We start from the raw sequence: 24,540 nt of genomic DNA, 5'->3' as shown, positions 1-24,540 counted from the left end.
ACCTCTTCAGGTCTCAGTACTTGCGGCCCGCGACGGCCGGCGCCCCGTGCCGGGGCCCGTACGGCGCGTGCTCCAGCCACGAGCCGCAGCACGGCAGCACCGGCGCGAGGGCCGCCGCCGCACGCTGTCTGACCCGCACGATCCGCCGTGGCCGCAGATGGTCCAGGGCCAGCCCGGCGGCCTCGCTGTTGAACAGCCCCGCGGCCCGCCGCACCGCGGCGAACTCGGCCACCGCCTCCGCCGTCCCGGCCGCGACCGCCCGCGCGGCCGCCGCCGCGTCCGCGATCCCGCTGTTCATGCCCCGCGCCCCGAACGGCGGGAAGAGATGCGCCGCCTCGCCCGCCAGCAGGACCCTTGCGTGCCGGTCGGTGAACGACGCCGCGACCATGCGCAGGAAGCGGTACGTCGACACCCACAGCAGCCGGTCGGCGTACGCCTCCCCGACGACCGCGGGAAGCCACCGCCGCACCGCCTCCCGCGTGCCGAAGTCCTCCTGCGCGTCGTCGTCCCGGCACTGCAGGTCGACCTGGAAGCCCCCGGTGAACGGCACCCGCATCACGGTGCGCCCGCCGACGCCAGGATGCTCGTAGTGGAAGACCCGCTCCGGCGGCAGCCCGCCGTCCGGGAGTTCGGCGACGTCGACGACGACATGGAACCCCTCGCCCCGCTCGCCCTCCATGGCGATGCCCAGCCCGCGCCGCACCGCGGACCGCGCCCCGTCGGCCGCCACGACGTACCCGGCCTCCCACTCGCGCCCGTCCGCGCAGACCAGCGAGACGCCCGTGGCGCGGGCATCGACGGACGCCACTTGGGCACCCCACACGACCTCCACCCCGGCCCGTTCGCAGGCGGCCCGCAGGAAGCGCTCGGTGTCCACCTGGCGCAGGCTGGTGAAGGGCGGCAGGCCGGACGGCGGCGCGAAGGTGCGGGCGTACACCTCGCGGCCCCGGTAGAGGGTGCGCCTGGTCTGCCAGGTCCTGCCGTACGAGGTGATCTCCCCGGCCAGCCCCGGCTGCATGCCGTCGAGCAGCGCGAGCGTCTCCCGGTGCACGAACAGGGCCCGGCTGCCCGGCCGTACCCGGTCCTCCGTCTCGGCCTCCAGCAGCACGACGGGCAGGCCGCGCGCCCGCAGCCCGAGCGCCGCCGACAGTCCCACGGGCCCGGCGCCCACCACCACGACCGGTGTCACGTGTGCGCGCCCTGGGCCAGCATCCGGCTGATCTCGACCCGTTTCACCTTCCAGGTCGCCGTCATCGGCAGATCCTCGAACCGCCACTGGCGGGGTTCGGCCAGCGCCGGCAGATCGGCCGTCGCCCGCCGCCACCGCTCCGGATCCAGCGGCCGCTCCCCCCGTACGCACACCACGGGCACCGGTTCCCGGTCCGCGCCCGGCACGATGACGACCTCACGCAGTTCCTCCAGCCGCTCCATCAGCGTGTCCTCCACCGCCAGATTGCTGTCCACCGAGTCGATCCGGTCGATCTCCCGGTCGATCAGGCGCAGCACCCCCAGCCTGCCGCGGCAGCCCATGTCGCCCATGTCCCACCAGCCGTCGGTGAGCTGGCGTTCGTAGCGGTCCCGCATGCCGAGGTAGGTGAGGATGCGGCCGCGGGTGCGGGCCTCGATCCGGCCGGGCGCACCGGGGGCGGCGGGCCGCCCGTCGGGACCGGTGACCCGGACCCGGGTGAAGCCGGGGATGCCGATGCCGACCCGCCGCCCGTCCGCGCGCCCGGCGCTGCGCCGGGTGAACCACTGGAAGGCGACCGGCCCCGTCTCGCTCTGCCCGTACAGCTGGATCAGCCAGGGCGTACGCCGCTTCGAGGCGTCCAGCAGCCGCCGTACCGTCCGCGGATGGATCGCGTCGAACGTCGAGCCGTAGGACTTCACCCGGGACAGCGGGCCGCCGGGCGCGTCGGCCAGTTCCTCCCACAGCACGAAGGTGTTGGGGTGCGTCTCCACGATGCCGGGCCGGTGCCGGACCAGCAGCGGTCCCACGCGCGCCGGGTCGGGGTCGGTGATCAGCACCAGAGGGCTGCCGAAGTGCAGCAGGACGCCTAGGAGATGGTAGAAGCGCGAGTGCACGAACGACATGTGCAGGGCCGCGGTCTCGCCGCGCGTCGGCCAGCCCATCGCCTGCTGCGGCACGAGCCGGTTCCACATGGTGTTCGCGCAGTGCACGGCGAGCTTGGGCACGCCGGTCGTGCCCGAACTGTGGGTGATCAGGGCGGGTTCCCGGGGGTGCAGCCGTACCGGCGCGGGCCGCGCGGCACCGGCGTACTTCTCCAGGTGCTCGGCACCGGGCGCCGGATCCACGCAGAGAATCCGGCGCACGGGCAGCTCCACGCCCCGCAGCGACCCCTCCAGCGTGGCCCGGTCGGTGACCAGCCACGGCCGCCCGAGACGTGCCACCAGCTCCCCGGCCACCGGACCCGCGAGGGCCGGCGACAGCAGCACGGGCACCGCACCTATGCGGGAGACCGCGCAGGTCAGCAGCACGATGTCGACGTTGTCCGCCTTGTGGACGACCACCTGCTCCGAGGGCCGTACGCCCGCCTCCCACAGCCGCCCGGACAGCTCCTCGACGACGTCCGCCAGGGCCGTGTAGGTGAGGTCGACGCCGAGGGCCGGGTGGGTGTCCAGCGGCCGGTCCAGCGTGACGAAGACGGCCCCGTGCCGGTCGGCCGCCCGCCGGAACAGGGGACCGAGACAGAACGCCCGCTCGGTGAAAGGGGATTGCCGCTCTCGCATGAGGCCGTTCCTTTCGATGGGGTTCACCAGGCGCCCCGGCGCACCAGATGGCGGCGGAGCTTGCCGGTGGGGGTGCGGGGGAGGGACGGCACGAGGCTCACCCCGCGGGGCACCTTGAAGGCGGCCAGCCGCTCTCGGGCGAGCCGAAGCAGGTCCTCCCGCAGCCCGTCGTGGACCGGCGGCTCCGGTACGACGAAGGCGCGCAGCCGGCTCACCCCGAGCCGGTCGACGACGGCCACGACGGCGACCTCCCGGACCGCCGGATGCGCGCGCAGCACGGCCTCCACCTCCAGCGGGGAGACGGTGATGCCGCCGACCATCTCCATGTCGTCGGCGCGGCCCAGATGCCGGAACGTGCCGTCCGGCTCGCGGCGCGCCAGGTCCCGGGTGGCCAGCCAGCCGCCGACCAGGGCACGCGCGGTCTCCTCCGGCCGGTCGAGGTACCCGGGCGTCAACGTCGGCCCGCGCACCCACAGTTCGCCCTCCGTGCCGTCCGGCACCGGACGGCCGTTCGCGTCGCGCACCTCCACCTCGAAGCCGGGGACGGGGCGGCCGACGGTGCCGGGGTGGTTGTGGTCGAAGCTGTTGGCGCAGAAGGCGTGACCGGCCTCGGTGGAGCCGATCTGCTCCAGCACCGGGGCGGCCAGCAGCTCGGTGACCTGTCTGCCGAGCCCGGCCGGCATGCCCTCGCCCGCCGACACCGCGGCCCGGACCGAGGCGAAGCAGGCCTGGTGCCCGCTGCCGCGCTCGGCCACCAGGGCGGCGAACGCGGACGGCACGGAGTACAGCAGCGTCACCCGGTGCCGGGCCACGAGCTCGTCCACGGCCGCCGGGCTCGACCGCCGGTCCACCAGCACGGCGGAGGAGCCGGAGAACAGCGGGAAGACGAAGGCGTTGCCGAAGCCGTAGGCGAAGTACAGCTTCGACACCGACAGCGTGACGTCGTCCCGGGTGATCCGCAGCAGCCGCCGCCCGATCAGGTCGTGGTAGGCCTTCGGGTCGCCGTGCGTGTGCACGACGCCCTTGGGCCGGCCCGTGGTCCCGGACGTGTACTGGATGTACAGCGGGGCGTGCGCGTCGACCGGGTGCGCGGGGGCGGGCGCGGCGGTGGGGACCGACGCGAGGAACTGGTCGGCGCCGAGCCGGGGCCGGTCGGTGAACCGTTCCTCCATACCGGGCCCCGTCACACACAGCGCGGCCCGGGTGTCCGCCGCCATGAACGCGTGGTCCGCCGCCGGGAGTTCGGGGTTGACCAGTACGGCCACGGCACCGAGCCGGGCGGTGGCGAGGAACGCCGTCACCCAGGCGATCCCGTCCGGCAGCGCCAGCACCACCCGGTCACCGGCGCCCACACCCTGCGCGGCGAGCACGGTGGCGGCCCGGGCCGCGAGCGCGTGCACCTCGCCGTGCGTCCACACCCGGTGCCCCTGGTGGAAGGCCGCCCGGTCGCCCCACCCGCGCCGCTCGGCGAGGTCGGCCAGCTGCGCTGCCAGATTGCCGGGGGTCGCCCGGGGGCCGGCGGCGGAGGCCGGGAGCGGGGTCCGCTGCTGCGGGACGGCGGCGGTGGTGGTCCGCGGCGCGGCCGCCGGCCGGGAGGTCGTCATCGCACCGGCTCCTCGCTGGCCGTACGCCCCTGGCGCACCGCCGTCTCCTCGCGCTGCTCCCGTATCCGCTCCACGGTGTGCTCGCGCAGGGCCCGCATCTGGGCCGCGGTCTTCAGCAGCATCTCGTCGTACTCGGCGGCCGGGTCGGAGTCGAGGACGATCGCGCCCCCGGCACCCAGGTGCATCAGCCCGTCGGCGAACACCGCGGTACGGATGACGATGTTCAGATCCGCGCCCCCGCCGCACCCCAGGTAGCCGAGCGCCCCGGAGTAGACACCCCGGGCCTCGGTCTCCAGCGCGTCGATGATCTCCATCGTGCGCAGCTTCGGCGCCCCGGTCATCGATCCGCCGGGGAAGCAGGCCCGCACGCAGTCCACGGCGTCCGTGCCGGCCCTCAGCCGCCCCTCCACGGTGGAGACCAGCTGGTGCACGGACGCGTACGTCTCGGTGGCCATCAGCCGGGTCACCCGCACCGACCCGGTACGGCACACCCGGCCCAGGTCGTTGCGGAGCAGGTCCACGATCATCAGGTTCTCGGCCCGCGTCTTGGCGTCCGCGGCCAGCGCGTCGCGCAGCGCGGCGTCCTCCTCGGGTCCGTCGCCGCGCGGCGCGGTGCCCTTGATGGGCCGGGCCTCGGCCACCCCGTCCCGGGTGATCCGCAGGAACCGCTCGGGGGAGGAGCCGGCGACGTCGACGTCCCCGAAGCGCAGGAACGCGGCGTAGGGGGCCGGGTTGACCCGGCGCAGCACCCGGTAGAAGTCGTAGGCGTCGGGCGGCGCGGGTAAGCGGGCCGCGTTGGTCAGGCAGATCTCGTAGCTGGTCCCGGCCCGCAACTCCCCGTGGCATTCATCGATGTCGGCGAGGTACCGCGTCCGGTCCCGTACCAGCCACGGCTCCGCGGCACCGAGTTCGGGCTCGGGCGTGGCGGACGTGTGCCGCGGCGGACGTACGGTGTCGGTGGCGACGAAGCTGAGCTGGGCCAGCGCGCCCTCCAGCCAGTCCTCGGCCTCCCGCGCGGCCTGCGGGGTGTCCTCGGCGAGACAGACCGCGTAGGTGAACCGCCTGAGGTGGTCCACGGCGATGAGCCGGTCGGCGAACAGCCAGCAGGCGTCCGGCATTTCGGACGAGTGTCGGTTCGCGGAACCGCAGTCGGCCTTCGTCTCGTAGCCGAAGTAGCCGACATAGCCCCCGGTGAAGTCGAAGGGCAGTCCGGCCGCGTCCACCCGGCGGCTCGTCAACTGCCGTTTCAGATAGTCGAAGACGCTCGCCGTGACCTTCCGCGTGGGCCGTCCGGCCCGCTCGATCTCGCAGCGCCCGCTGTCGACGTCGTAGCGCACGAACTCCGCGAGCGGACCGCTGTCGTCGCCGAAGAACGAGAACCGCGACAGCCCCTCCTCGACGAGCGCGCTGTCCAGCCAGAACGCCCGTTGCGACGCCCCGTACATCCGCGTGAACGCGGCCTCCGCGTCCACCGCCCCGGCGATCCGGCGGCTGTGCAGACGGTAGGCGGGAGTCGCCCGGCGGGGGCGCGGGACGGTCGGCGCGGGGGCGGGGATCGCCGCCGCGGCCGGGGTGACCGCGGTGTTCTTCGTACGCGGCCTGCGTGCCCGTACCGCCGTCAGATTGCGGAAGTTGACCAGCATCCGGTGGCCGTACTCGGTGAGCGCCGACTCCGGGTGGAACTGCACTCCCCACAGGGGCCGGGTGCGGTGCCGCAGGCCCATCAGCACACCGTCCTCGGACCACGCGGTGGCCTCGAGCGTCTCCGGGAGCGGCTCCCGCACGGCCAGCGAGTGGTAGCGGACGGCGGTGAAGTCCTGCGGCAGTCCCTCGAACAGGTCCCGTCCGTCGTGCCTGACCCTGGACAGATGCCCGTGCCGGGGCTGCGGCGCGGGCGCCACCACGCCCTGTTCCCCGAGGGCGATGCCCTGGTGCCCCAGGCAGACGCCGAGCACGGGGACGGCCGACTCGGCGAGCGCGGCGGCGCTGAACCCGAAGTCGCGCGGCTCGGCCGGGTGCCCGGGACCCGGCGACACCACGACGTTGTCGAATTCCGCGAGGTGGGCGGCCAGATCCGGAATCGAGTCGGTGGCGTCGTTCAGGACCACAACCGGTTCCTCGCCGTTGACCTCGGCGATCAGCTGGAACAGGTTGTAGGTGTACGAGTCGTAATTGTCGATGAGCAGGGTCTTCACCCGCCCACCTCCCTTGGTTCGGTCCGGACCTATGCGGTCCGTCTTTTGTGCCGTCCGCGCAATGCCTGGAGCGGTGGATACAGCCATTTCTTGAAGAAGCGCTGCAGCCGGGGCATCAGAATCCAGGTGACAAGAGCCGTGACACAAAGGCACAGCAGCAGTGTGCGGACAAGCGGATTGAGCCCGCCGAGATAAGGAATGACGAGCAGATTGAACAGGAGCACCGGCGGAAAAACCGCGCTCATGTTGATGAACCACAGTTTCCATTTCGGCGGCGGTGCCGGCGCCTTCGGCAGGGGGGTCTGGGAGTCGAACCACACCTTGGAACCGCGGACGCTCCTGCGTTCCGCCTGCCGGGCGAAGCCGGCGGTGCGGACGTCCCACTCGGCACGCTCGCCCGAGTCCTCCCAGGCCCGGGCCGTGCCCTCGCTGGCGAAGCGATAGACGACATGCCACTCCGCCTCTCGGTCGACAAGGACGCCACCCCCCAGGAAGCCCGGCTGTCGCGCGCTCGCGGCGAGCATCGCCCACCCCCACGAGTGGAAGTCGGACTCACGGCCCGGCGCCACCCGATAGGCCAAGGTGACGGTGACGGGATTACTGGTCACGCCGTCCAGTACGGGCGATCTCCATAGCTCGTTCAAATCTTCAACGAGATCTTTTCGGCTGCCCGTATCGATGTCCGTGTCGTCGGCCGTATCGATGTCCGTATCGATGTCCGTATCGTGACTTTTTATCGGCCTTGCAAATAAGCGGCCGTGTTCTGCCTTTTTCTCACGCCGTCTCGGTCGGCGCCTCGCCGAACCGCGCGAGCGCCAGTGCGGCCACCACCGCCACGGCGAACCCCAGCACCGCCAGCCAGGTCAGCCCCTCCCGGGTGCGGTCGCCGAGCCAGACCACGCCCACCGCCGCCGGCCAGATGGTCTCGCCGATGACCATCCCGGCGGTGGTCGTGGTCACCGAGCCGCGCTGTAGCGCGGAGGTGAGCAGCAGGAAGGCGGCGCCCCCACCGATCAGCAGGGCGTACGTCGCCGGATTGCCGAGCAGCTCCAGCGGCGCGAGCGAGTCGATCAGCCGCACCGACACCTCGACCACCCCGAACCCGAACCCGGCCCCCAGTCCCAGCACCAGATCCCGTCCGCGCCCCGACCACCGTCCGCCCACCAGCCCGAGCGCCAGCACCGCCACCGCGATCACGAGCATCGCCCACTTCAGGGCCATGGAGCCCTGACGGTCACCCTCCGTGCCCGATGCCAGGCCCAGCATCGCCAGCCCGGCGCACACCGTGCCGACCGCACCCCACTCCAGCCCGCTCAGCCGCACGTGCAGCAGCTTGGCCGCGACCACCCCCGTCACCGCCAGGCTCGACGCGAGGGCCGCCGCCACCGCGTAGATGGGGATGGACCCCAGGGCCGCGATCTGCAGCAGGAAACCCAGCCCGTCCAGCGCCAGCCCGGCCAGATACCGCCACTGCCGCAACGCCCGCAGCAGCAGCGCCGCCTCCCCGCCACCACCATCGGTCGCCTCCCGCGCGGCGACCGCCTGCAACACCGTGGCCGTACCGAAGCAGACCGCCGCCCCCAGGGCGCACACCATTCCAAAGAGCACGAAGGGACTCTAGAGGGAGGGCCACTGGAGGCGCTCTGCTCGGCCCTCCGGTCAGGAAGACCTGCGCGGGACTTCTGCGAGGATGTCGTCGATGCGGCCGTTGCTCCGCTCGTAGCCCTCACCGCCGTCTTCGAGCAGCATGATCGCTCGTATCTGCTGCGGGGTGAGACCACGGTCGTGCAGCTCCAACACCTGCTCCCGCCATGCGATCGCGGCGTTGGCCCCCTCTACGGCGTCGTGCGCCTCGGAGGCCCTTCGGGCGAGCTTCTCGGCATGCCGCAGAGTCCGGTCTGCCTTCCTGAGCGAGACGACGGGATCAGTGTCCCGGCCCGGCAACAGGGCGCGTGCTCGGCAACCGGAAGCAGATCCATCACACCGCCGCTCGCATGATGGACGGCCTCCCTGCGCAGCAGGGCATCCCCGGTAGGGTGATGCGAGGGCCGTGACTGGCGCGCTGGTTCCGCCAGGGACCGAGGATGGGACCGACCATCGGGGAGCGGCCCGAGTCAGTGAGTGCCGTGCGCCTGGGCCGTACCGTGAACGCTGAAAGCCGACGTCCGGAGGTCCCTCATGTCAGCCGACTCCCTTTCCCCCGAGTCCACCGCCTTCCGTGCCGCCCTCGACGTGATCCGAGCCGTCGAGCCGCGCGTGGCCGACGCCATCGGCCAGGAGGTCGCCGACCAGCGCGAGATGCTCAAGCTGATCGCCTCCGAGAACTACGCCTCCCCGGCCACCCTGCTGGCGATGGGCAACTGGTTCAGCGACAAGTACGCCGAGGGCACCGTCGGCCGCCGCTTCTACGCCGGCTGCCGCAACGTCGACACCGTCGAGTCGCTGGCCGCCGAGCACGCCCGCGAGCTGTTCGGCGCCCGGCACGCCTACGTCCAGCCGCACTCCGGCATCGACGCCAACCTGGTCGCCTTCTGGGCCGTCCTCGCCGACCGCGTCGAGGCGCCCTTCCTGGAGAAGACCGGCGTCCGCCAGGTCAACGACCTCTCCGAGGCCGACTGGGCCGAGCTGCGCCAGGCCTTCGGCAACCAGCGCATGCTCGGCATGTCCCTGGACGCCGGCGGCCACCTCACCCACGGCTTCCGCCCCAACATCTCCGGCAAGATGTTCGACCAGCGCTCGTACGGCACCGACCCGGCCACCGGCCTGATCGACTACGAGGCGCTGCGCACGTCCGCCCGCGAGTTCAAGCCGCTGATCATCGTCGCGGGCTACTCGGCCTACCCCCGCCTGGTGAACTTCCGGATCATGCGCGAGATCGCCGACGAGGTCGGCGCGACGCTGATGGTCGACATGGCGCACTTCGCGGGCCTCGTCGCCGGCAAGGTCCTCACCGGCGACTTCGACCCGGTCCCGCACGCCCAGATCGTCACCACCACCACCCACAAGTCGCTGCGCGGCCCGCGCGGCGGCATGGTCCTGTGCGACGACTCCCTCAAGGACCAGGTCGACCGCGGCTGCCCGATGGTCCTCGGCGGCCCGCTCCCGCACGTCATGGCCGCCAAGGCCGTCGCCCTCGCCGAGGCCCGGCAGCCCGCCTTCCAGGACTACGCCCAGCGCATCGTCGACAACTCCCGCGCACTGGCCGAGGGCCTGATGCGCCGGGGCGCGACCCTGGTGACCGGCGGCACCGACAACCACCTCAACCTGATCGACGTCGCCACCTCCTACGGCCTCACCGGCCGCCAGGCCGAGGCCGCGCTCCTCGACTCCGGCATCGTCACCAACCGCAACGCCATCCCGGCCGACCCGAACGGCGCCTGGTACACCTCCGGCATCCGCATCGGCACCCCCGCGCTGACCACCCGCGGTCTGGGCACGGCCGAGATGGACGAGGTCGCGGGACTGATCGACCGCGTTCTGACCACCGCCGAGCCGGGCACCACCAAGTCCGGCGCTCCCTCCAAGGCCTCCCACGTCCTGGACGAGAAGGTGTCCGAGGAGATCGCCCAGCGCGCCACGGACCTGGTGGCCGGCTTCCCGCTGTACCCGGAGATCGACCTCGGCTGACGCCCCGGCGGCCCTCAGAGGTCGATCAGCTCCTGTCGTGGCTCGTCCCGCGGCGGTCCGGCACCGTGCCGGGCCGCCGCGCGGCGTATCAGCAGCATGCCGCCGACGCCGGCCACGAGCCCTGCACCCAGCCCGGAGACCGCCCACCGGATTCCGTCCCGGCCGCCGTCCCCGCCCGTGACCCGCCGCCCGGAAAACCCCTCGCCCAGCACCTTCTCCCGCTCCAGCTCCGCGAACACCGAACGCGGCGCCCGATGCCAGCGGATGTCGTCGTCCCGCACCTCGGGCGCGGGATCGCTGCGGACCCAGGGCGTGCCGTCGGCCGCCACGAACAGCTGGTCCTGCCGCTCCACGGCCACGTCGCCGCCCGGCGCCCGGTCGGTCCTGGGCCAGCCCCCGACGCCGCTCAGCCCCCAGACCACGGTGAGGTCCACCGGCGGATACCGGCCCTCGGCCCAGGCATCCGGCACCCGTTCCGTGCCCGTGTACGTCGGCGTCAGCAGCCGTCGCAGACACGCGAAGGCGGCCTCACCCGACCGGAACACGGCCGTCCGCCCCGTACCGCCCGCGACGACCATCGCCACGTCGGGGACGTCCCGGTCACCGGCCCCCGCACCGCCCGCGTGGGCCGTCGGAGCGCCGCAGATCGTCATGACCGCCACCGTCGACACGACGGCCCCGCACCGGCCCGCCGTCCGTCTGCCCAGCCGCCGCATCGGCCGCCCCCCTCGCTGCTCCGCCGCCCGTCCCCACCTTGTTACACCGCCGGGCACGGATCGGTGCCCACATGTTTCCGACCGGTTCCGGATCCACCCCCGGCACCTGAGAGAATGGTGAGCATGGCCTCTGATCGACCCCGCGTGCTCTCCGGCATCCAGCCCACCGCCGGCTCGTTCCACCTCGGCAACTACCTCGGCGCCGTGCGCCAGTGGGTGGCCCTGCAGGAGAGCCACGACGCGTTCTACATGGTCGTCGACCTGCACGCGATCACGATCCCGCAGGACCCGGCGGAGCTGCGGGCCAACACCCGGCTCGCCGCCGCCCAGCTCCTCGCGGCCGGCCTCGACCCGGACCGCTGCACCCTGTTCGTGCAGAGCCACGTCCCTGAGCACGCCCAGCTCGCCTGGGTCATGAACTGCCTCACCGGCTTCGGCGAGGCCTCCCGCATGACCCAGTTCAAGGACAAGTCCGCCAAGCAGGGCGCCGACCGGGCGAGCGTCGGCCTGTTCACGTACCCGGTCCTCCAGGTCGCCGACATCCTGCTGTACCAGGCCCACGAGGTCCCGGTCGGCGAGGACCAGCGCCAGCACGTCGAGCTGACCCGGGACCTCGCCACGCGGTTCAACGGCCGCTTCGGCGAGACCTTCACGATCCCGAAGCCGTACATCCTCAAGGAGACGGCGAAGATCTACGACCTGCAGGACCCGTCGATCAAGATGAGCAAGTCGGCGTCCACGCCGAAGGGCCTCATCAACCTCCTCGACGACCCCAAGGCCACCGCCAAGAAGGTCAAGAGCGCCGTCACCGACACCGACACCGTCATCCGCTACGACGCGGAGAACAAGCCGGGCGTCAGCAACCTGCTCACCATCTACTCCACCCTCACCGGCAAGACGATCGCCGAGCTGGAGGCGGAGTACGAGGGCAAGATGTACGGCGCGCTCAAGACGGACCTCGCCGAGGTCATGGTCGAGTTCGTGACGCCCTTCCGGGAGCGCACCCAGCAGTACCTGGACGACTCGGAGACGCTGGACTCGATCCTGGCCAAGGGTGCGGAGAAGGCGCGCGCCGTCGCCGCCGAGACCCTCGCCCAGGCGTACGACAGGGTGGGCTTCCTGCCCGCCAAGCACTGACGTACACCGCCGAACACACGTACCACCGGGCAGAGCGCTGCACATCACTACGGTTGCGCCTGCCCGCGGCACAGCCGTGGCCGTACAGTCGAAGCCGACGGCTGACAGACCGACCCTTCACACGACGACAGGAGACGACGTGGGGACCGTAACGATCGGAGTGTCGATCGCGGTCCCGGAGCCACACGGCAGCCAGCTGCAGCAGCTGCGCGCGGGCTTCGGCGACGCCGCTGCTCACGGCATCCCCACGCATGTCACCCTGCTGCCGCCGACCGAGGTCGACGGCGGTGACCTGGCGGCCGTGGAGGCGCATCTGGCCGAGGTCGCCGCGAGCGGCCGCCCGTTCCCGATGCGCCTGTCCGGCACCGGCACCTTCCGGCCCCTGTCCCCGGTCGTCTACGTCCGGGTCGTCGAGGGCGCCGAGGCCTGCACCTGGCTGCAGAAGCAGGTCCGGGACGCCTCCGGTCCCGTGCCGCGCGAGCTGCAGTTCCCGTACCACCCGCATGTCACCGTCGCGCACGGCATCGACGACGAGGCGATGGACCGCGCCTTCGAGGAGCTCGCCGGCTACGAGGCCGACTGGCCGTGCACGGGGTTCGCCCTGTACGAGCAGGGCGCGGACGGCGTGTGGCGCAAGCTGCGGGAGTTCGCCTTCGGCGGCACCGTCGTGCCGCCGCAGGCCGGCCACGTCGAACGCGGCACCATCGGCAGCCGTTAGCCACCGGCGGTCGGCGGTCAGAGGGCCAGCCGTCGGAACAGCCCGCGCGGGACGTGCCGCAGGGCCGCCATCACCACGCGCAGCGTGCCCGGTACCCACACCGTCTCCGAGCGCCGCCGCAGGCCGAGTTCGATGGCCGTCGCCACGTGCTCCGGCGTCGTCGCGAGCGGGGTCTCGGGCAGTCCCGCGGTCATCTTCGAACGCACGAACCCGGGGCGTACGACCATGACGTGCACGCCGGTGCCGTGCAGCGCGTCGCCCAGGCCCTGCGCGAAGGCGTCCAGACCGGCCTTGCTGGAGCCGTAGATGAAGTTGCTGCGGCGGGCCCGCTCGCCGGCCACGGAGGACAGCACCACCAGGGAGCCGTGCCCCTGGGCCTGCAGCGCGCGGGCACTCACCAGTCCCGCCGAGACGGCGCCCGTGTAGTTGGTCTGCGCGACCCGTACCGCCGAGGCCGCGTCGCGCTCGTCGTTGGCCTGGTCGCCGAGGACGCCGAAGGCGAGCAGCACCACGTCGACGTCTCCTTCCGCGAAGACCTTGCCGAGCACCGTCTCGTGCGAGTCGGGCTCGAGTGCGTCGAAGGCGACGGTGTGCACCTCGGGCCCCAGCGCGCGCAGTTCGGCGGCGGCCGTCTCCAGAGCGGGGGAGGGGCGTCCGGCGAGCCACACCACGCGCGTGCGGCGCGCGATCAGCCGGCGGGCGGTGGCGAGCGCGATCTCGGACGTACCGCCGAGGACGAGCAGGGACTGGGGCAGACCGAAGGCGTCCTTCACGACAGCAGCTCCTAGAGGGCGAGACGGCGGGACAGGTCCGACACGAACACGCCGCGCGGGTCGACTTCCGCGCGCAGCGCCCGGAAGTCGTCGAGGCGCGGGTACATCGCGGCGAGGAGTTCGGGGCGCAGACGGGAGTCCTTGGCGAGGTAGACGCGACCGCCGGCGGCCGCGACCTCCTCGTCGAGCCGGTCCAGGAAACGGCCGAGACCGGGCAGGGCGGCCGGGATGTCGAGGGCCAGCGTCCAGCCGGGCAGCGGGAAGGAGAGCCAGCCCGGGTCGGACCGGCCGAACCGCTTGAGGACGGCCAGGAAGGACGGGCAGCGCCGGTCGGCGATCCGGCGCACGATCCGGCGCAGGGTGTCCTCCTGGCCGTGTCCGACGACGAACTGGTACTGCACGAAGCCGCCGCGGCCGTAGACGCGGTTCCAGTGCGGGACGCCGTCGAGGGGGTGGAAGAACGCGGAGATCCGCTGCAGTTCGCCGGTACGCGCGCGTGGCGCCTTCCGGTACCAGAGCTCGTTGAACAGGCCCACGGTGGTGCGGCTGAGCAGCCCCTCGGGGAGGAAGGCGGGTGCGGGCGGGAACCGCGGGGTGCGGAAGTCCAGCGCCTTCGCCCGCGCGCGTGCCGGCAGCGCGTCGAACGGGGCGTGATCGCCGCGGGTCAGGACCGCGCGGCCCGTCGCGGCGCCGCGGGCCAGCAGGTCGATCCAGGCGACCGAGTAGCGGTAGCGGTCGTCGGTGTCCGTCAGACGTGCCATCAGGTCGTCCAGGTCGCTCGCCCGCTCGGTGTCGACCGACATCAGGGAGGTCTCGACGGGCAGCAGACCGAGGGTGGCGGTCAGGATCACGCCGGTCAGTCCCATGCCGCCCGCGGTCGCGTCGAACAGCGGGGTGCCGCGGCCCACCGTGCGGATCTCGCCGTCGGCGGTGAGGAGTTCGAACGACAGGACGTGCCGGGAGAACGTGCCGGACACGTGGTGGTTCTTGCCGTGGATGTCCGCCCCGATCGCGCCGCCGACCGTCACCTGCCGGGTGCCGGGCGTCACCGGGACGAACCAGCCCAGCGGCAGCAGCACCTCCATCAGGCGGTGCAGGGACACGCCCGCGCCGCACAGCACGGTGCCTTCGTCGGCGTCGATCGCGTGGATCCGGTCCAGGCCCGTCATGTCGAACACCGTGCCGCCGGCGTTCTGCGCCGCGTCGCCGTACGCGCGTCCCAGCCCCCTCGGGATGCCCCCGCGGGCCCCGCACTCCCGGACGGCGGCCGCGGCCTCCTCGTACGTCCGTGGACGGATCAGACGGGCCGCGGAGGGGGCGGTCCGCCCCCAGCCGGTGACGGTGGTGGTGACCGGTGCGGTGCTGGCAGACATGTCGGTGACCGTATCGCCCCGATATGCGCGGTTAGTTACGTAACATCAACCTCCTCCCCGAAATGGGTGATTAATGGGATGTCATCCAATATTTCCGTAGTTCCGGCGGCGTCGGCGTGAACAGTGAGTCCACATGGACCTCCTGGACCACAGAATCCTCTCCGCCTGCCACGCGTACGGCGCCGACCCGCGCGTCGCCGGTGTCGCGCGCGCCCTCTCCCGGGCCGGTGAGCACGGTGCGCTGTGGCTCGCGACGGGCCTCGTCGGGGCCGCCGTGGACGGCGCGCGCCGCGGCGCCTGGTTGCGCGGTGCGGCGCTCACCGGGGGAGCGCACCTCGTCAGCATGGGCGTGAAGAGGGTGGTGCGACGCCCGCGTCCGGCGCATGTCGCACACCTCGCGCCCACTTTCGGCCCGCACTCCTTCCCCAGCTCGCACGCGACCTCCGCCGCGGCCGCCGCCCTCGTCTACGGCGCCCTCGGCGCGTACGCCGTCCCGCCGCTCGCCGCCGCGATGTGCCTGTCCCGGCTGGTCGTCGGCGTTCACCACCCCTCCGACGTGGTGGCGGGCGCGGCCCTCGGGGTGCTCACGGCGCGCCTGGGGTCGCGCTGGGTGGGAGGGGGCGCGCATGACTGAGGCAGCGCCTCTCACAGACGGCGCGCGCTCCCAGGAGACGGCGCTTCTCGAACAACGCACGCCCGAGCGCATCCCCGTGCCACCCCCGAAGCGCACCCCCGCCACCCTCCTCACCGGCCTGCTGAGAACCGCACGCCCCAAGCAGTGGGTCAAGAACCTCCTGGTCGTCGCCGCCCCCGCGGCCGCCGGCGAGCTCTTCACCCGCTCCGCGATCCCCCGCCTCACCGCGATCTTCGTCCTGTTCACGGCCTGCGCCGCCGCCGTCTACCTCGTCAACGACGCCCGGGACGCCGACGCCGACCGCGCCCACCCCGCCAAGCGCCACCGCCCGGTCGCGGCCGGCCAGGTCCCCGTGCCGCTCGCCTACGCCGTCGGAGGCGTCCTCGGCGTGCTCGCGCCGGTCGTCGCCGCATGGCTGGTCTCACCGGCCGTCGCGGCACTGCTGACGGCCTACCTCGGCATGCAACTGGCGTACTGCGTCAGCCTCAAGCGCGTCCTGGTGGTGGACCTCGTGGTCGTCACGACCGGGTTCCTGATGCGGGCGGTGTCCGGCGGGCTCGCGCTGGGCATCCCGCTGTCCCGCTGGTTCCTGATCACGACCGGTTTCGGCGCGCTGTTCATGGTGTCGGCCAAGCGTTACTCCGAAGCCGTCCAGATGGCCGGAAAGGCGGGCGCCACGCGCGCGTTGCTCACCGAGTACACGACCGGATACCTGCGCTTCGTCTGGCAGCTGGCCGCGGGGGTCGCGGTCCTCGGCTACTGCATGTGGGCCCTGGAGGAGGGCGGACTGCCGCACACCAGCGTGCTGCCCTGGCGGCAGCTCTCCATGGTCGCCTTCGTCCTCGCGGTCCTGCGGTACGCCGTCTTCGCCGACCGGGGCGCAGCCGGCGAACCCGAGGACGTCGTCCTGCGCGACCGTGCCCTCGCCGTCATCGGCCTGGTCTGGCTGGCGATGTACGGGCTGGCGGTGGCGAACTGGTAGACGACCGCCGCGAGGCCACCGGCGACGCAGCGAAGGCGCTTTTCGGGGGTACCAGCACATTGGTCTCCCGAACGGAGGGCAGAGTCGGATCATGGACTGGCTGAAGAAGCTCCCCGTCGTCGGGCCGCTGGTGGCGCGCCTGGCGGCCACGCACGCGTGGCGGTCGTTCGAGCGTCTGGACCGGGTGAAGTGGGCCCGGCTGGCCGCCGCGATGACGTTCACGAGTTTCGTCGCGCTGTTTCCGCTGCTCACCGTGGCCGCCGCGGTCGCCGCGGCCACGCTCAGCGAGCAGCAGCAGACGGATCTGCAGAACAAGATCGCCGAGCAGGTGCCCGGCATCTCCGACCAGCTCGACATCAACGGCCTGGTCCAGAACGCCGGCACCATCGGCCTCATCGCCGGCGCCGCCCTGCTGTTCACCGGCATCGGCTGGGCCGGCTCGACACGCGAATGCCTCCGCGCGGTGTGGGAGCTGCCCGACCAGGAGGAGAACTACTTCCTGCGCAAGGCCAAGGACCTCGGCATCCTCATGGGCCTCGGCGGCGCCGTCCTGGCCACCCTCGCCGCCTCCACCGTCGCCTCGGCGATGGTCGGCTGGATCACCCGGCAGATCGGACTGGAGAACGGCGGCTGGGGCGGGATCCTGCTGTACGTCGCCGCGTTCGCCGTCGCGGTGTTCGCCGACTTCCTGCTGCTCCTGTACGTCCTGACGCTGCTGCCCGGCGTCGAACCGCCGCGCCGCCGCCTGACCGTCGCGGCACTGACCGGCGCGGTCGGCTTCGAGCTGCTGAAGGCGCTGCTGAGCGGCTACATGCAGGGGGTGGCCGCGAAGAGCATGTACGGCGCCTTCGGGGTTCCCGTCGCCCTCCTGCTGTGGATCAACTTCACCTCGAAGCTGGTCCTGTTCTGCGCCGCCTGGACGGCGACGCAGAGCGAGGAGCAGGAGGTGCGCGAGGAGGAACGGGAGGAGCGGGTGGGGATCGTGCGCAAGGTCAGGGACGAGACCGGCGACGTACCAGGTCGGGCAGCGGCCAGCGGCGGTTGACCAGGAACGCGGCGGCCGCGAGCAGGGCCAGCGCCCCGCCGGCGATCGCGAACGCGGTCCCCATGCCGCCGCCGGTGTGCCCGGCGGCCCTCGCCGCCGGCGTGGCCGAGGCGTTGTTCCCGGCGCCGCCCGCCTGTCCTTCGGAGGCGTTGGCGCCGGGCTGGGCGCTCGCCCGGACCGCGCTCCTCGGCGGCACCAGCTCACCCACCGAGCGGGCCTTCCCGGCCGCCGCGAAGCCCCAGTCGAAGAGCTTGGCGGTCTCCTTGTAGACCTCGTTGTGCTCTTCCTTCTCGGGGTGCATGACCGTCACCAGCAGCACCCTGCCGTTGCGCTCGGCGACCCCCGTGAAGGTCGCGCCGGCGTTGGTGGTGTTGCCGTTCTTGACGCCCGCGATGCCCTGGTAGACGGAGATGTCGGTGTCGCCGGCCAGCAGCCGGTTGGTGTTCTGGATCTCGAAGGGCTCCCGGACCTTCTTGCCCTTCTTGTTCTTCTTCGTCTCGCCCGGGAACTCCGCCCGCACCGTCGAGCAGTACTCGCGGAAGTCCTTCTTCTGCAGCCCCGAGCGGGCGAACAGCGTCAGGTCGTAGGCGGAGGAGACCTGCCTGGGGGCGTCGTAGCCGTCGGGGGTGACCACGTTCGTGTCCAGCGCCTGGAGCTCCTGGGCGTGCGCGTTCATCTCCTTGACGGTGTTGCCGACGCCGTCGTTCATCGCCGACAGCACGTGCACGGCGTCGTTGCCCGAGCGCAGGAAGACGCCGAGCCACAGGTCGTGGACGGAGTAGGTCTCGCCTTCCTTTATCCCGACGAGGCTGGAGCCTGCGCCCATGCCCGCGAGGTCTGCGGGCACCACCTTGTGCTTCTCACCGCGCGGGAACTTCGGCAGCAGCGTGTCCGCGAACAGCATCTTCATCGTGGACGCCGGAGGCAGCCGCCAGTGCGCGTTGTGCGCGGCGAGGACCTCGCCGGACTCGGCGTCCGCGACGATCCACGAGCGCGCGGTGATGTCCTTGGGGAGCACGGGCGCGCCGCTGCCCAGATCGACCTGTGTGCCGGGCCGGCCGAGCCGGGCGCCGCCCACGGACGACATGCCCGCCGGCGGGGTGGCCGAGGGGCTCGTGGACGGGCTGGGGGCCGCGAGGGCGACGGGCGCGGTCAACGCGAGCGACGACAGGGCGGCGGAGGTGACCAGCAGGGATCGCCTGGCGGTCTTCTTGGGAGCGGGCACGGACGGAAAAGTACAGGGCACCGGCCGTGATGTCCCGCCGCCCTCCCCACCCCGGGCGTGCGGCCGGAGTGGCGGCGGCGATACTGAACGCATGAAGCTCAGCCGCCCTGTCTCCTGGTTCCTGCTCGCCTTCGGGGTGTGGAGTTGGGTCATCTGGGTCACTTTCGTGAAAAATCTCATCAAGGACAGCAGTGGGCTCGCGTTCGACGACGGTCACCCCACGGCGTACTTCTGGGTGCATCTGACGCTGGCCGTCGTCTCCTTCGTATTGGGGACGGTCATCGGCGGCATCGGGTTGCGTGGACTGCGCGCATTGCGCCGCACTTCATAACCGGACGGACGCCAACGAACCGGCAGGAACCGACACAACTGATCGCGGGGTACACGGCACAGTGATCATCGTCTTCGCTCTGCTCGCGCTCGGCGTCCTGGTGGGGGCCAACTGGTACCTGTGGCGCCGCCTGTTCCGCGACACGACCCGGCGCGCGGGCCCCGCGCGCCGGGCGGGCGCGGCGCTGATCGGGGGCGGCTGGGCCCTGGCCGTCGGCGCGATCGTGGCCGAGCGGGCGGGAGCGCCCTTCTGGCTGCAGCAGGTGCTGGCCTGGCCGGGCTTCCTGTGGCTGGCGCTCTCGGTCTACCTGCTGCTGGCGGTCGTGGCGGGCGAGGCCGTACGGCCGCTGCTGCGGCGGCTGCTCGAGCGGCGGGCGCGCACGTCGGCCGCCGCCCCGGCGGACGCCGAGCCGGTGCCGGCGGGAGCCGTCGCGTCCCGGGCGCCGGCAGCCGAAGGGGCGCGCGCATCCGGTCCCGCGCCGGAGCGCGAGCCCGCACATCCCGGCGCGGAACCCGGGAGCGATCTCGCCGTTCCCGACCCCTCCCGCCGCCTCTTCGTCTCCCGTGCCGTGGCCGGTGCCGCCGCCGCGGCCGCCGTGGGGACCGTCGGCTACGGCACCTACGGTGTGCTGCGCGGGCCACGGGTCAAGCGGGTCACCGTGCCGCTGGCCAAGCTGCCGCGCGCGGCGCACGGCTACCGCATCGCGGTGGTCAGCGACATCCACCTGGGGCCGACCCTGGGCCGGGGTTTCGCGCAGAAGGTCGTCGACACGATCAACTCCACGCAGCCCGACATCGTCGCGGTCGTCGGCGACCTGGTCGACGGCAGCGTCAAGAATCTGGGACCGGCGGCGGCCCCCTTGCGGCAGCTGCGGGCGCCCTCCTACTTCGTCACCGGCAACCACGAGTACTTCTCGGGCGCCGAGCAGTGGGTCGAGGAGGTCCGCCGGCTCGGGCTGCACCCCCTGGAGAACGCCCGCACCGAACTGCCGTACTTCGACCTGGCCGGGGTCAACGACATCGCGGGCGAGAGCGAGGGCCAGGGCCCCGACTTCGGCAGGGCGCTCGGCGACCGGGACACGGCACGCGCGTGCGTGCTCCTCGCCCACCAGCCCGTCCAGATCCACGAGGCCGTCAGGCACCACGTCGACCTCCAGCTCTCCGGCCACACCCACGGCGGCCAGCTGTGGCCCGGCAACTTCATCGCCGCGGCCGCGAACCCGACCGTCGCGGGCCTGGAGCGCTACGGCGACACCCAGCTCTACGTCAGCCGGGGCGCCGGCGCCTGGGGCCCGCCCACGCGCGTGGGCGCCCCGTCGGACATCACCGTGATCGAACTGGCCTCCACGCGCGCGTGAGCGCGCTGCCCCACGCGCAGAACCCGCTTTCACAACCGCATGCCGAAGACCCTGTGGGAACGCTGTGAAATATGGCCGAAACCCCTTGCCGTAACGTCTTTCTCAACTCCTCAAACTCCTCTTCCCCGCGCTGAAACACGTGTGATTAGGTGAGCCGCGCCACTAGGGGAGTGGCATTTGTGCTGGGGCCTTCGGGCCTGGGGAGGGCAAACCGATGCGTTCGGTTCGCATGCGGGTTCTCGCGACGCTGCTCGTGCTGGCGGGTGTGGGAGTCGGCGGCTGGCAACTGCTGCCGTCGCAGGACGACAACGGAAAGACGATCACGGTCGGCACGACGGACTCCGTCACGTCGCTCGACCCCGCGGGTGCCTACGACGCCGGCTCCTGGGCCTTGTTCAGCAACGTCTTTCAGTCGCTGCTGACCTTCGAGGCGGGCGGCGCCGCCCCCGTCCCGGACGCGGCCCAGAGCTGCACCTTCGTCGGCAGCGACCTGAAGACGTACCGCTGCACGCTGCGCAAGGGGCTCACGTTCCCCAGCGGCCGCGCGATGACCGCCGAGGACGTCAAGTACTCCTTCGACCGCGTCAAGGCGATCAAGTCGGACGTCGGCCCGTCGTCCCTCCTGAGCACGCTCGGGTCGGTCGACGCGAGCGGCGAGACCGTGACCTTCCACCTGTCCTCGCCCGACGCCACATGGCCGTTCAAGGTGGCCACCGGCGCGGGAGCCATCGTCGACCGGGAGAAGTACCCGGCCAAGGCCCTGCGCACCGGTGGCGGCGTCGACGGCACCGGCCCGTACAAGCTGACGGCGTATACGAAGGGCAAGAAGGCGGTCCTCACCCCCAACAGCGACTACAAGGGCGCCATCGACGGCACCGGCCGCCCCGTCGAACTGCGCTACTACACCGACGCGGACGCCCTGAACACCGCGTGGAAGGCGAAGCAGGTCGACGTGGCCAGCCGTCAGCTGCCGCCCCAGGTGCTGTCCGAACTGTCGGCCAGCGATCCCAACCAGCGCCTCTCCGAGTCCGACAGCTCCGAGACCCGCAACCTCTACCTCAACACACGCAGCAGCTCGCCCCTGCACGACGTGCGGGTCCGTCAGGCGGTGGCCTGGCTGATCAACCGCGAGCAACTGGCCGCCACCGTCTACAAGGGGACCGTCGACCCGCTGTACTCGCTGATCCCCACGGGCCTGACCGGCCACACCACGTCGTTCTTCGACGCCTACCCCACGCAGAACGCCAAGAAGGCCAGGACCCTGCTCACCGAGGCCGGCGTGACGCTGCCGGTGCGCTTCACCTACGGCTACGGCAAGAACAGCGGCTCAGCGGCGGCGGAGGCGGCGGACCTCAAGCGGCAGCTGGAGGCGAGCGGTCTGTTCAAGGTGACCCTCAAGGGCTACGAGTGGACCGCCTTCCAGAAGCGGTGGGCGACCGGCAAGCTCGACGCCTACGCCGTCGGCTGGGTCGCCGACTACCCCGACCCGGACACCTTCGGAGCCACGCTCGTCGGCACCGGCGCCACCATGAACACCGGCTACAGCAACAACGCCGTCGACCACCTCATCCAGACCAGCCGGCAGTACGCCGACCGCGGCGACGCCACCTCCGACCTGCGCACGCTGCAGCAGGACATCGCCCACGACGTGCCGGTGATCCCGCTGTGGCAGGGCAAGGAGTACGTCCTCAGCAGTGAGGACGTCGGCGGCAGCCAGTACCTGGACGACGGCACCGGCGTCTACCGGCTGTGGAGCCTGAACTGGATCTGAGGCCGTAGGGGGACTACGGCGTCGCGGCGGCCGTCCGCGCCGGCAGCGTGACCGTGACCGCGAGGCCCTCCCCGGGCGCCGTACGCACCGCCACCTCACCGCCGTGCGCGTGCACGACCCCCTGCACGATGGCCAGCCCGAGACCGCTGCCCGCGCCCCCGCCGGCCCGGAAGAACCGGTCGAAGACCCGCGCTGCGTCCTCGGCGCACAGCCCCGGACCGTCGTCCGCCACACACAGCCGTACGACGCCGTCCTCCCGCTCCACCCCCAGCCGCACCGGCACCTCGGCCGGTGTGTGCGTGCGGACGTTGCCCACCAGGTTGCCCAGCACCTGCCTGAGCCCGGACTCGTCGGCGCGCACCAGCAGGGAGCCGTCGGCGGCCACCTCGACGGGCCGGTCCGGCTGCTGCGCCCGCAGGTCCTGGGCGGCGTCCCGCACCAGACGGCTGACGTCGACGTTGCGGAAGCGCAGTTCGGGCTGCTGGTCCAGACGGGCCAGCGTGAGCAGCTCGTCCACCAGGCGCCCCATGCGGTCCGTCTCGGCCAGCACCCGCTCCCAGGCCCGCTTGCGCTCGTCCGGATCGCTGAGCATCCCCTTGTCGTACAGCTGCAGATAGCCGCGTATCGCCGACAGCGGGGTGCGCAGCTCGTGCGAGGCGTCGGCGACGAAACGGCGCAGCTGGGCCGCGCTGTCCTCACGGGTGCGGTACGCCGACTCCACCTGGTGCAGCATGGAGTTGAGGGCCAGGCGCAGCTGCTCGACCTCCTGGGTGGCATGGTGGCTGGAGGGCACACGCCGGGTCAGGTCGCCCTCGGCGATGGCCGACGACGTCTCCACCATGTCCTCCAGCGGCCGCATCCGCCGCCGCACGCTGAACAGCGTCAGACAGGCCAGCAGGGCGAGCAGCAGGGTGCCGATGGTCAGGTCGAGTTTGAGGGCCTTCAGCATGCCCCGGTGCAGGGCGTCGGTGGAGCTGGCCAGCAGGATGTAGGTGCCGTCGGGCAGCCGGGTGGCCGTGACGCGGTACGGCGCGCCGTGCACCCTGACGTCCTGCGGCCGGGTGTGCCTCATCAGGGTGTGCGGGTCGCCGACCGCCCGGCTCAGACTGCGCTGCGCCTCGGTGGGCTTGAAGCCGAGGAGGCTGGCGACCCTGCCCTTGGCGTCGACCGCGGCGTAGATCGTGTCCGGGGCCGCGCGCTCGTCGGTCTGCTGGGGGGCGAGCCGGTCGTGGACGAAGCCCAGCACGCTGAGCGAGTCGATCTGCCGCAGGGTCAGCTGCGAACCGCCCAGCGAGTCACGGGTCTTGGTCAGCTCGGTGTCCACCTGGTCCAGCAGGTAGTACCGCATGCCCATCAGACTGACGGCGGTCGCCGCGACGATGCCGAGCGCGAGCAGCGCGACATTGGTCAGCGTGAGCTTGGCGCGCAGCGAGTGGATGCCGCGCTCGCAGTTCAGCCAGCGGGCCTTCATGCCAGCCCGTATCCCACGCCACGCCGCGTGGTGATCACCGGCGGCCCCAGGGCGTCCAGTTTGCGGCGCAGATAGCTGATGTAGGTCTCCACCACGGTCGACTCGGGCGGGGTGTGCTCGTACTGCCAGACGTGCCGCAGCAGTTGCTCCTTGGGCACGATCCGGCCGCCGTTGCGCACCAGGAAGCGCAGCAGCGCGTACTCGGTGGGGGTGAGCTCGACGCTGCGGCCCGCGCGGTGGACGCTGTATGTCGTCTCGTCCAGCTCCAGGTCGCCGTAGCGCAGCGGCGGCCGCTGCGGCAGGACGTCGGCCCGCCGGGTGCGCCGCAGCACCGCCGTGATCCGGGCGACGACCTCGTCGATGTTGAACGGCTTGGTGATGTAGTCGTCGCCGAAGCCGAGGGCGCCGACGATCTCGGCGGGCGAGTCGCGCGCGGTGAGGAAGACCAGGGCCAGGTCGGGCTGCCGGTCGCGCAGTTCGCGGCCCAGCGCGCGCCCGTCCCCGTCCGGGAGCATGACGTCGAGCAGCGCCGCGTCCGGCCGGGTGCGCTCGGAGAGCGCGAGGGCCTCGCGGACGGTGCCCGCGACCATCACCTCGAAGCGGTGGTAGCGCAGGGCGATGGCGAGGACGTCCGCGATGCTCGGTTCGTCCTCCACCACCAGCACGGTGCCTGGAGCCGTCGTCGTCATGCCCCCAGTATCGGGCGGCCCACTGACAGCCGAGGACCGAACGGTCTTTGGAATTCCTTGAGAGTCATGGCCGAAATCCTCCACGCGCGCGTGAGGGTCCCGATCCTGTTGCCCAGGACCTGGGGGACCGACCGACGACCGGAT

22 protein-coding genes and 1 riboswitch are annotated in these 24,540 nt (G+C 72.2%); of the genes, 9 read left to right on the top strand and 13 right to left on the bottom strand.

Features of this window, described 5'->3' with window-relative positions:
- Positions 1-13 precede the first annotated feature (13 nt).
- The 7 genes from ACQF4J_RS19235 to ACQF4J_RS19205 form a co-directional block, all read right to left on the bottom strand.
- Complete coding sequence (locus ACQF4J_RS19235; protein WP_351562515.1) at positions 14-1,189, bottom strand: FAD-dependent monooxygenase; 1,176 nt, start codon at positions 1,187-1,189, stop codon at positions 14-16.
- Positions 1,186-2,748, bottom strand: coding sequence for a class I adenylate-forming enzyme family protein (locus ACQF4J_RS19230; protein ID WP_351562513.1), 1,563 nt, complete (start codon positions 2,746-2,748; stop codon positions 1,186-1,188). Before ACQF4J_RS19230 ends, ACQF4J_RS19235 begins: the two co-directional genes overlap by 4 nt.
- 23 nt (positions 2,749-2,771) lie before the next feature.
- Entirely contained in the window at positions 2,772-4,352 is a 1,581-nt protein-coding gene (locus ACQF4J_RS19225; protein WP_427166257.1) for an AMP-binding protein, read from the bottom strand.
- On the bottom strand, positions 4,349-6,547 hold the full coding sequence (gene pabB / locus ACQF4J_RS19220) for an aminodeoxychorismate synthase component I (protein WP_427166255.1): 2,199 nt from the start codon (positions 6,545-6,547) through the stop codon (positions 4,349-4,351). Before pabB ends, ACQF4J_RS19225 begins: the two co-directional genes overlap by 4 nt.
- A 29-nt stretch (positions 6,548-6,576) precedes the next feature.
- Positions 6,577-7,155 carry an antibiotic biosynthesis monooxygenase gene (locus ACQF4J_RS19215; RefSeq protein ID WP_351562504.1) on the bottom strand — a complete coding sequence of 193 codons (579 nt, stop codon included), beginning with the start codon at positions 7,153-7,155 and terminating at the stop codon, positions 6,577-6,579.
- 166 nt (positions 7,156-7,321) lie between these two features.
- Entirely contained in the window at positions 7,322-8,143 is an 822-nt protein-coding gene (locus tag ACQF4J_RS19210; protein WP_427168599.1) for a DMT family transporter, read from the bottom strand.
- 63 nt (positions 8,144-8,206) lie between these two features.
- Positions 8,207-8,344, bottom strand: coding sequence for a hypothetical protein (locus tag ACQF4J_RS19205; protein WP_351803038.1), 138 nt, complete (start codon positions 8,342-8,344; stop codon positions 8,207-8,209).
- Positions 8,345-8,587: 243 nt separating this feature from the next.
- A riboswitch (ZMP/ZTP riboswitch) is annotated at positions 8,588-8,692 on the top strand.
- 33 nt (positions 8,693-8,725) lie between these two features.
- Here ACQF4J_RS19205 and ACQF4J_RS19200 point away from each other — a divergent pair.
- Positions 8,726-10,174, top strand: coding sequence for a glycine hydroxymethyltransferase (locus tag ACQF4J_RS19200; protein ID WP_351803040.1), 1,449 nt, complete (start codon positions 8,726-8,728; stop codon positions 10,172-10,174).
- A gap of 14 nt (positions 10,175-10,188) precedes the next feature.
- Here the strand turns inward: ACQF4J_RS19200 and ACQF4J_RS19195 are convergent, their stop codons facing one another.
- Complete coding sequence (locus tag ACQF4J_RS19195; RefSeq protein WP_427166252.1) at positions 10,189-10,827, bottom strand: hypothetical protein; 639 nt, start codon at positions 10,825-10,827, stop codon at positions 10,189-10,191.
- Positions 10,828-11,013: 186 nt separating this feature from the next.
- Between ACQF4J_RS19195 and trpS the strand changes: the two genes are divergently transcribed.
- The gene (trpS, locus tag ACQF4J_RS19190; RefSeq protein ID WP_351562494.1) at positions 11,014-12,027 is read left to right on the top strand and encodes a tryptophan--tRNA ligase; all 1,014 of its coding nucleotides are present in this window, start codon (positions 11,014-11,016) and stop codon (positions 12,025-12,027) included.
- Positions 12,028-12,166: 139 nt separating this feature from the next.
- Complete coding sequence (locus tag ACQF4J_RS19185) at positions 12,167-12,745, top strand: 2'-5' RNA ligase family protein (protein ID WP_351562491.1); 579 nt, start codon at positions 12,167-12,169, stop codon at positions 12,743-12,745.
- Between the two features lie 17 nt (positions 12,746-12,762).
- Here ACQF4J_RS19185 and ACQF4J_RS19180 read toward each other — a convergent pair whose 3' ends face one another.
- Positions 12,763-13,518 (bottom strand): decaprenylphospho-beta-D-erythro-pentofuranosid-2-ulose 2-reductase, encoded by a 756-nt coding sequence (locus ACQF4J_RS19180; RefSeq protein WP_351562488.1) that lies wholly within the window; start codon positions 13,516-13,518, stop codon positions 12,763-12,765.
- An 11-nt stretch (positions 13,519-13,529) separates the two neighbouring features.
- Positions 13,530-14,891 (bottom strand): FAD-binding oxidoreductase, encoded by a 1,362-nt coding sequence (locus ACQF4J_RS19175; protein ID WP_351562485.1) that lies wholly within the window; start codon positions 14,889-14,891, stop codon positions 13,530-13,532.
- A gap of 133 nt (positions 14,892-15,024) precedes the next feature.
- Between ACQF4J_RS19175 and ACQF4J_RS19170 the strand changes: the two genes are divergently transcribed.
- The 3 genes from ACQF4J_RS19170 (at position 15,025) to ACQF4J_RS19160 (ending at position 17,552) form a co-directional block, all read left to right on the top strand.
- On the top strand, positions 15,025-15,525 hold the full coding sequence (locus tag ACQF4J_RS19170) for a phosphatase PAP2 family protein (protein WP_351562482.1): 501 nt from the start codon (positions 15,025-15,027) through the stop codon (positions 15,523-15,525).
- Positions 15,518-16,507 carry a decaprenyl-phosphate phosphoribosyltransferase gene (locus ACQF4J_RS19165; RefSeq protein WP_351803044.1) on the top strand — a complete coding sequence of 330 codons (990 nt, stop codon included), beginning with the start codon at positions 15,518-15,520 and terminating at the stop codon, positions 16,505-16,507. The genes ACQF4J_RS19170 and ACQF4J_RS19165 overlap by 8 nt, the downstream gene beginning before the upstream one ends.
- A gap of 91 nt (positions 16,508-16,598) precedes the next feature.
- On the top strand, positions 16,599-17,552 hold the full coding sequence (locus tag ACQF4J_RS19160) for a YihY/virulence factor BrkB family protein (RefSeq protein WP_351562476.1): 954 nt from the start codon (positions 16,599-16,601) through the stop codon (positions 17,550-17,552).
- On the opposite strand, the gene ACQF4J_RS19155 is transcribed toward ACQF4J_RS19160, so the two are convergent.
- Positions 17,500-18,777 (bottom strand): D-alanyl-D-alanine carboxypeptidase family protein, encoded by a 1,278-nt coding sequence (locus ACQF4J_RS19155; protein WP_351562473.1) that lies wholly within the window; start codon positions 18,775-18,777, stop codon positions 17,500-17,502. The genes ACQF4J_RS19160 and ACQF4J_RS19155 overlap by 53 nt on opposite strands.
- Positions 18,778-18,868: 91 nt before the next feature.
- Here ACQF4J_RS19155 and ACQF4J_RS19150 point away from each other — a divergent pair, with 91 nt between their 5' ends.
- The 3 genes from ACQF4J_RS19150 to ACQF4J_RS19140 all read left to right on the top strand — a co-directional run bounded on the left by ACQF4J_RS19150 (position 18,869) and on the right by ACQF4J_RS19140 (position 22,236).
- Positions 18,869-19,108 (top strand): SCO4848 family membrane protein, encoded by a 240-nt coding sequence (locus tag ACQF4J_RS19150; RefSeq protein WP_351803046.1) that lies wholly within the window; start codon positions 18,869-18,871, stop codon positions 19,106-19,108.
- Positions 19,109-19,169: 61 nt separating this feature from the next.
- A complete protein-coding gene (locus ACQF4J_RS19145; RefSeq protein ID WP_427166249.1) occupies positions 19,170-20,465 on the top strand; it encodes a metallophosphoesterase in 1,296 nt (431 codons plus the stop codon).
- A gap of 214 nt (positions 20,466-20,679) precedes the next feature.
- Complete coding sequence (locus ACQF4J_RS19140; RefSeq protein ID WP_351562464.1) at positions 20,680-22,236, top strand: ABC transporter substrate-binding protein; 1,557 nt, start codon at positions 20,680-20,682, stop codon at positions 22,234-22,236.
- Between the two features lie 13 nt (positions 22,237-22,249).
- On the opposite strand, the gene ACQF4J_RS19135 is transcribed toward ACQF4J_RS19140, so the two are convergent.
- Both ACQF4J_RS19135 and ACQF4J_RS19130 read right to left on the bottom strand, forming a co-directional pair.
- Positions 22,250-23,707, bottom strand: a complete 1,458-nt coding sequence (locus tag ACQF4J_RS19135; protein WP_351562461.1) for a sensor histidine kinase — start codon at positions 23,705-23,707, stop codon at positions 22,250-22,252.
- Positions 23,704-24,396: a response regulator transcription factor gene (locus ACQF4J_RS19130; protein ID WP_351562459.1), complete on the bottom strand. Its 693-nt coding sequence runs from the start codon at positions 24,394-24,396 to the stop codon at positions 23,704-23,706. Before ACQF4J_RS19130 ends, ACQF4J_RS19135 begins: the two co-directional genes overlap by 4 nt.
- Between the last annotated feature and the right edge of the window lie 144 nt (positions 24,397-24,540).

The sequence above is a fragment of the Streptomyces sp. C1-1 genome, assembly GCF_050214755.1.
Lineage (GTDB): Bacteria > Actinomycetota > Actinomycetes > Streptomycetales > Streptomycetaceae > Streptomyces.
Note: the sequence above shows the minus strand (reverse complement) of the source record. Positions and strands in the feature narration are given on the sequence as shown.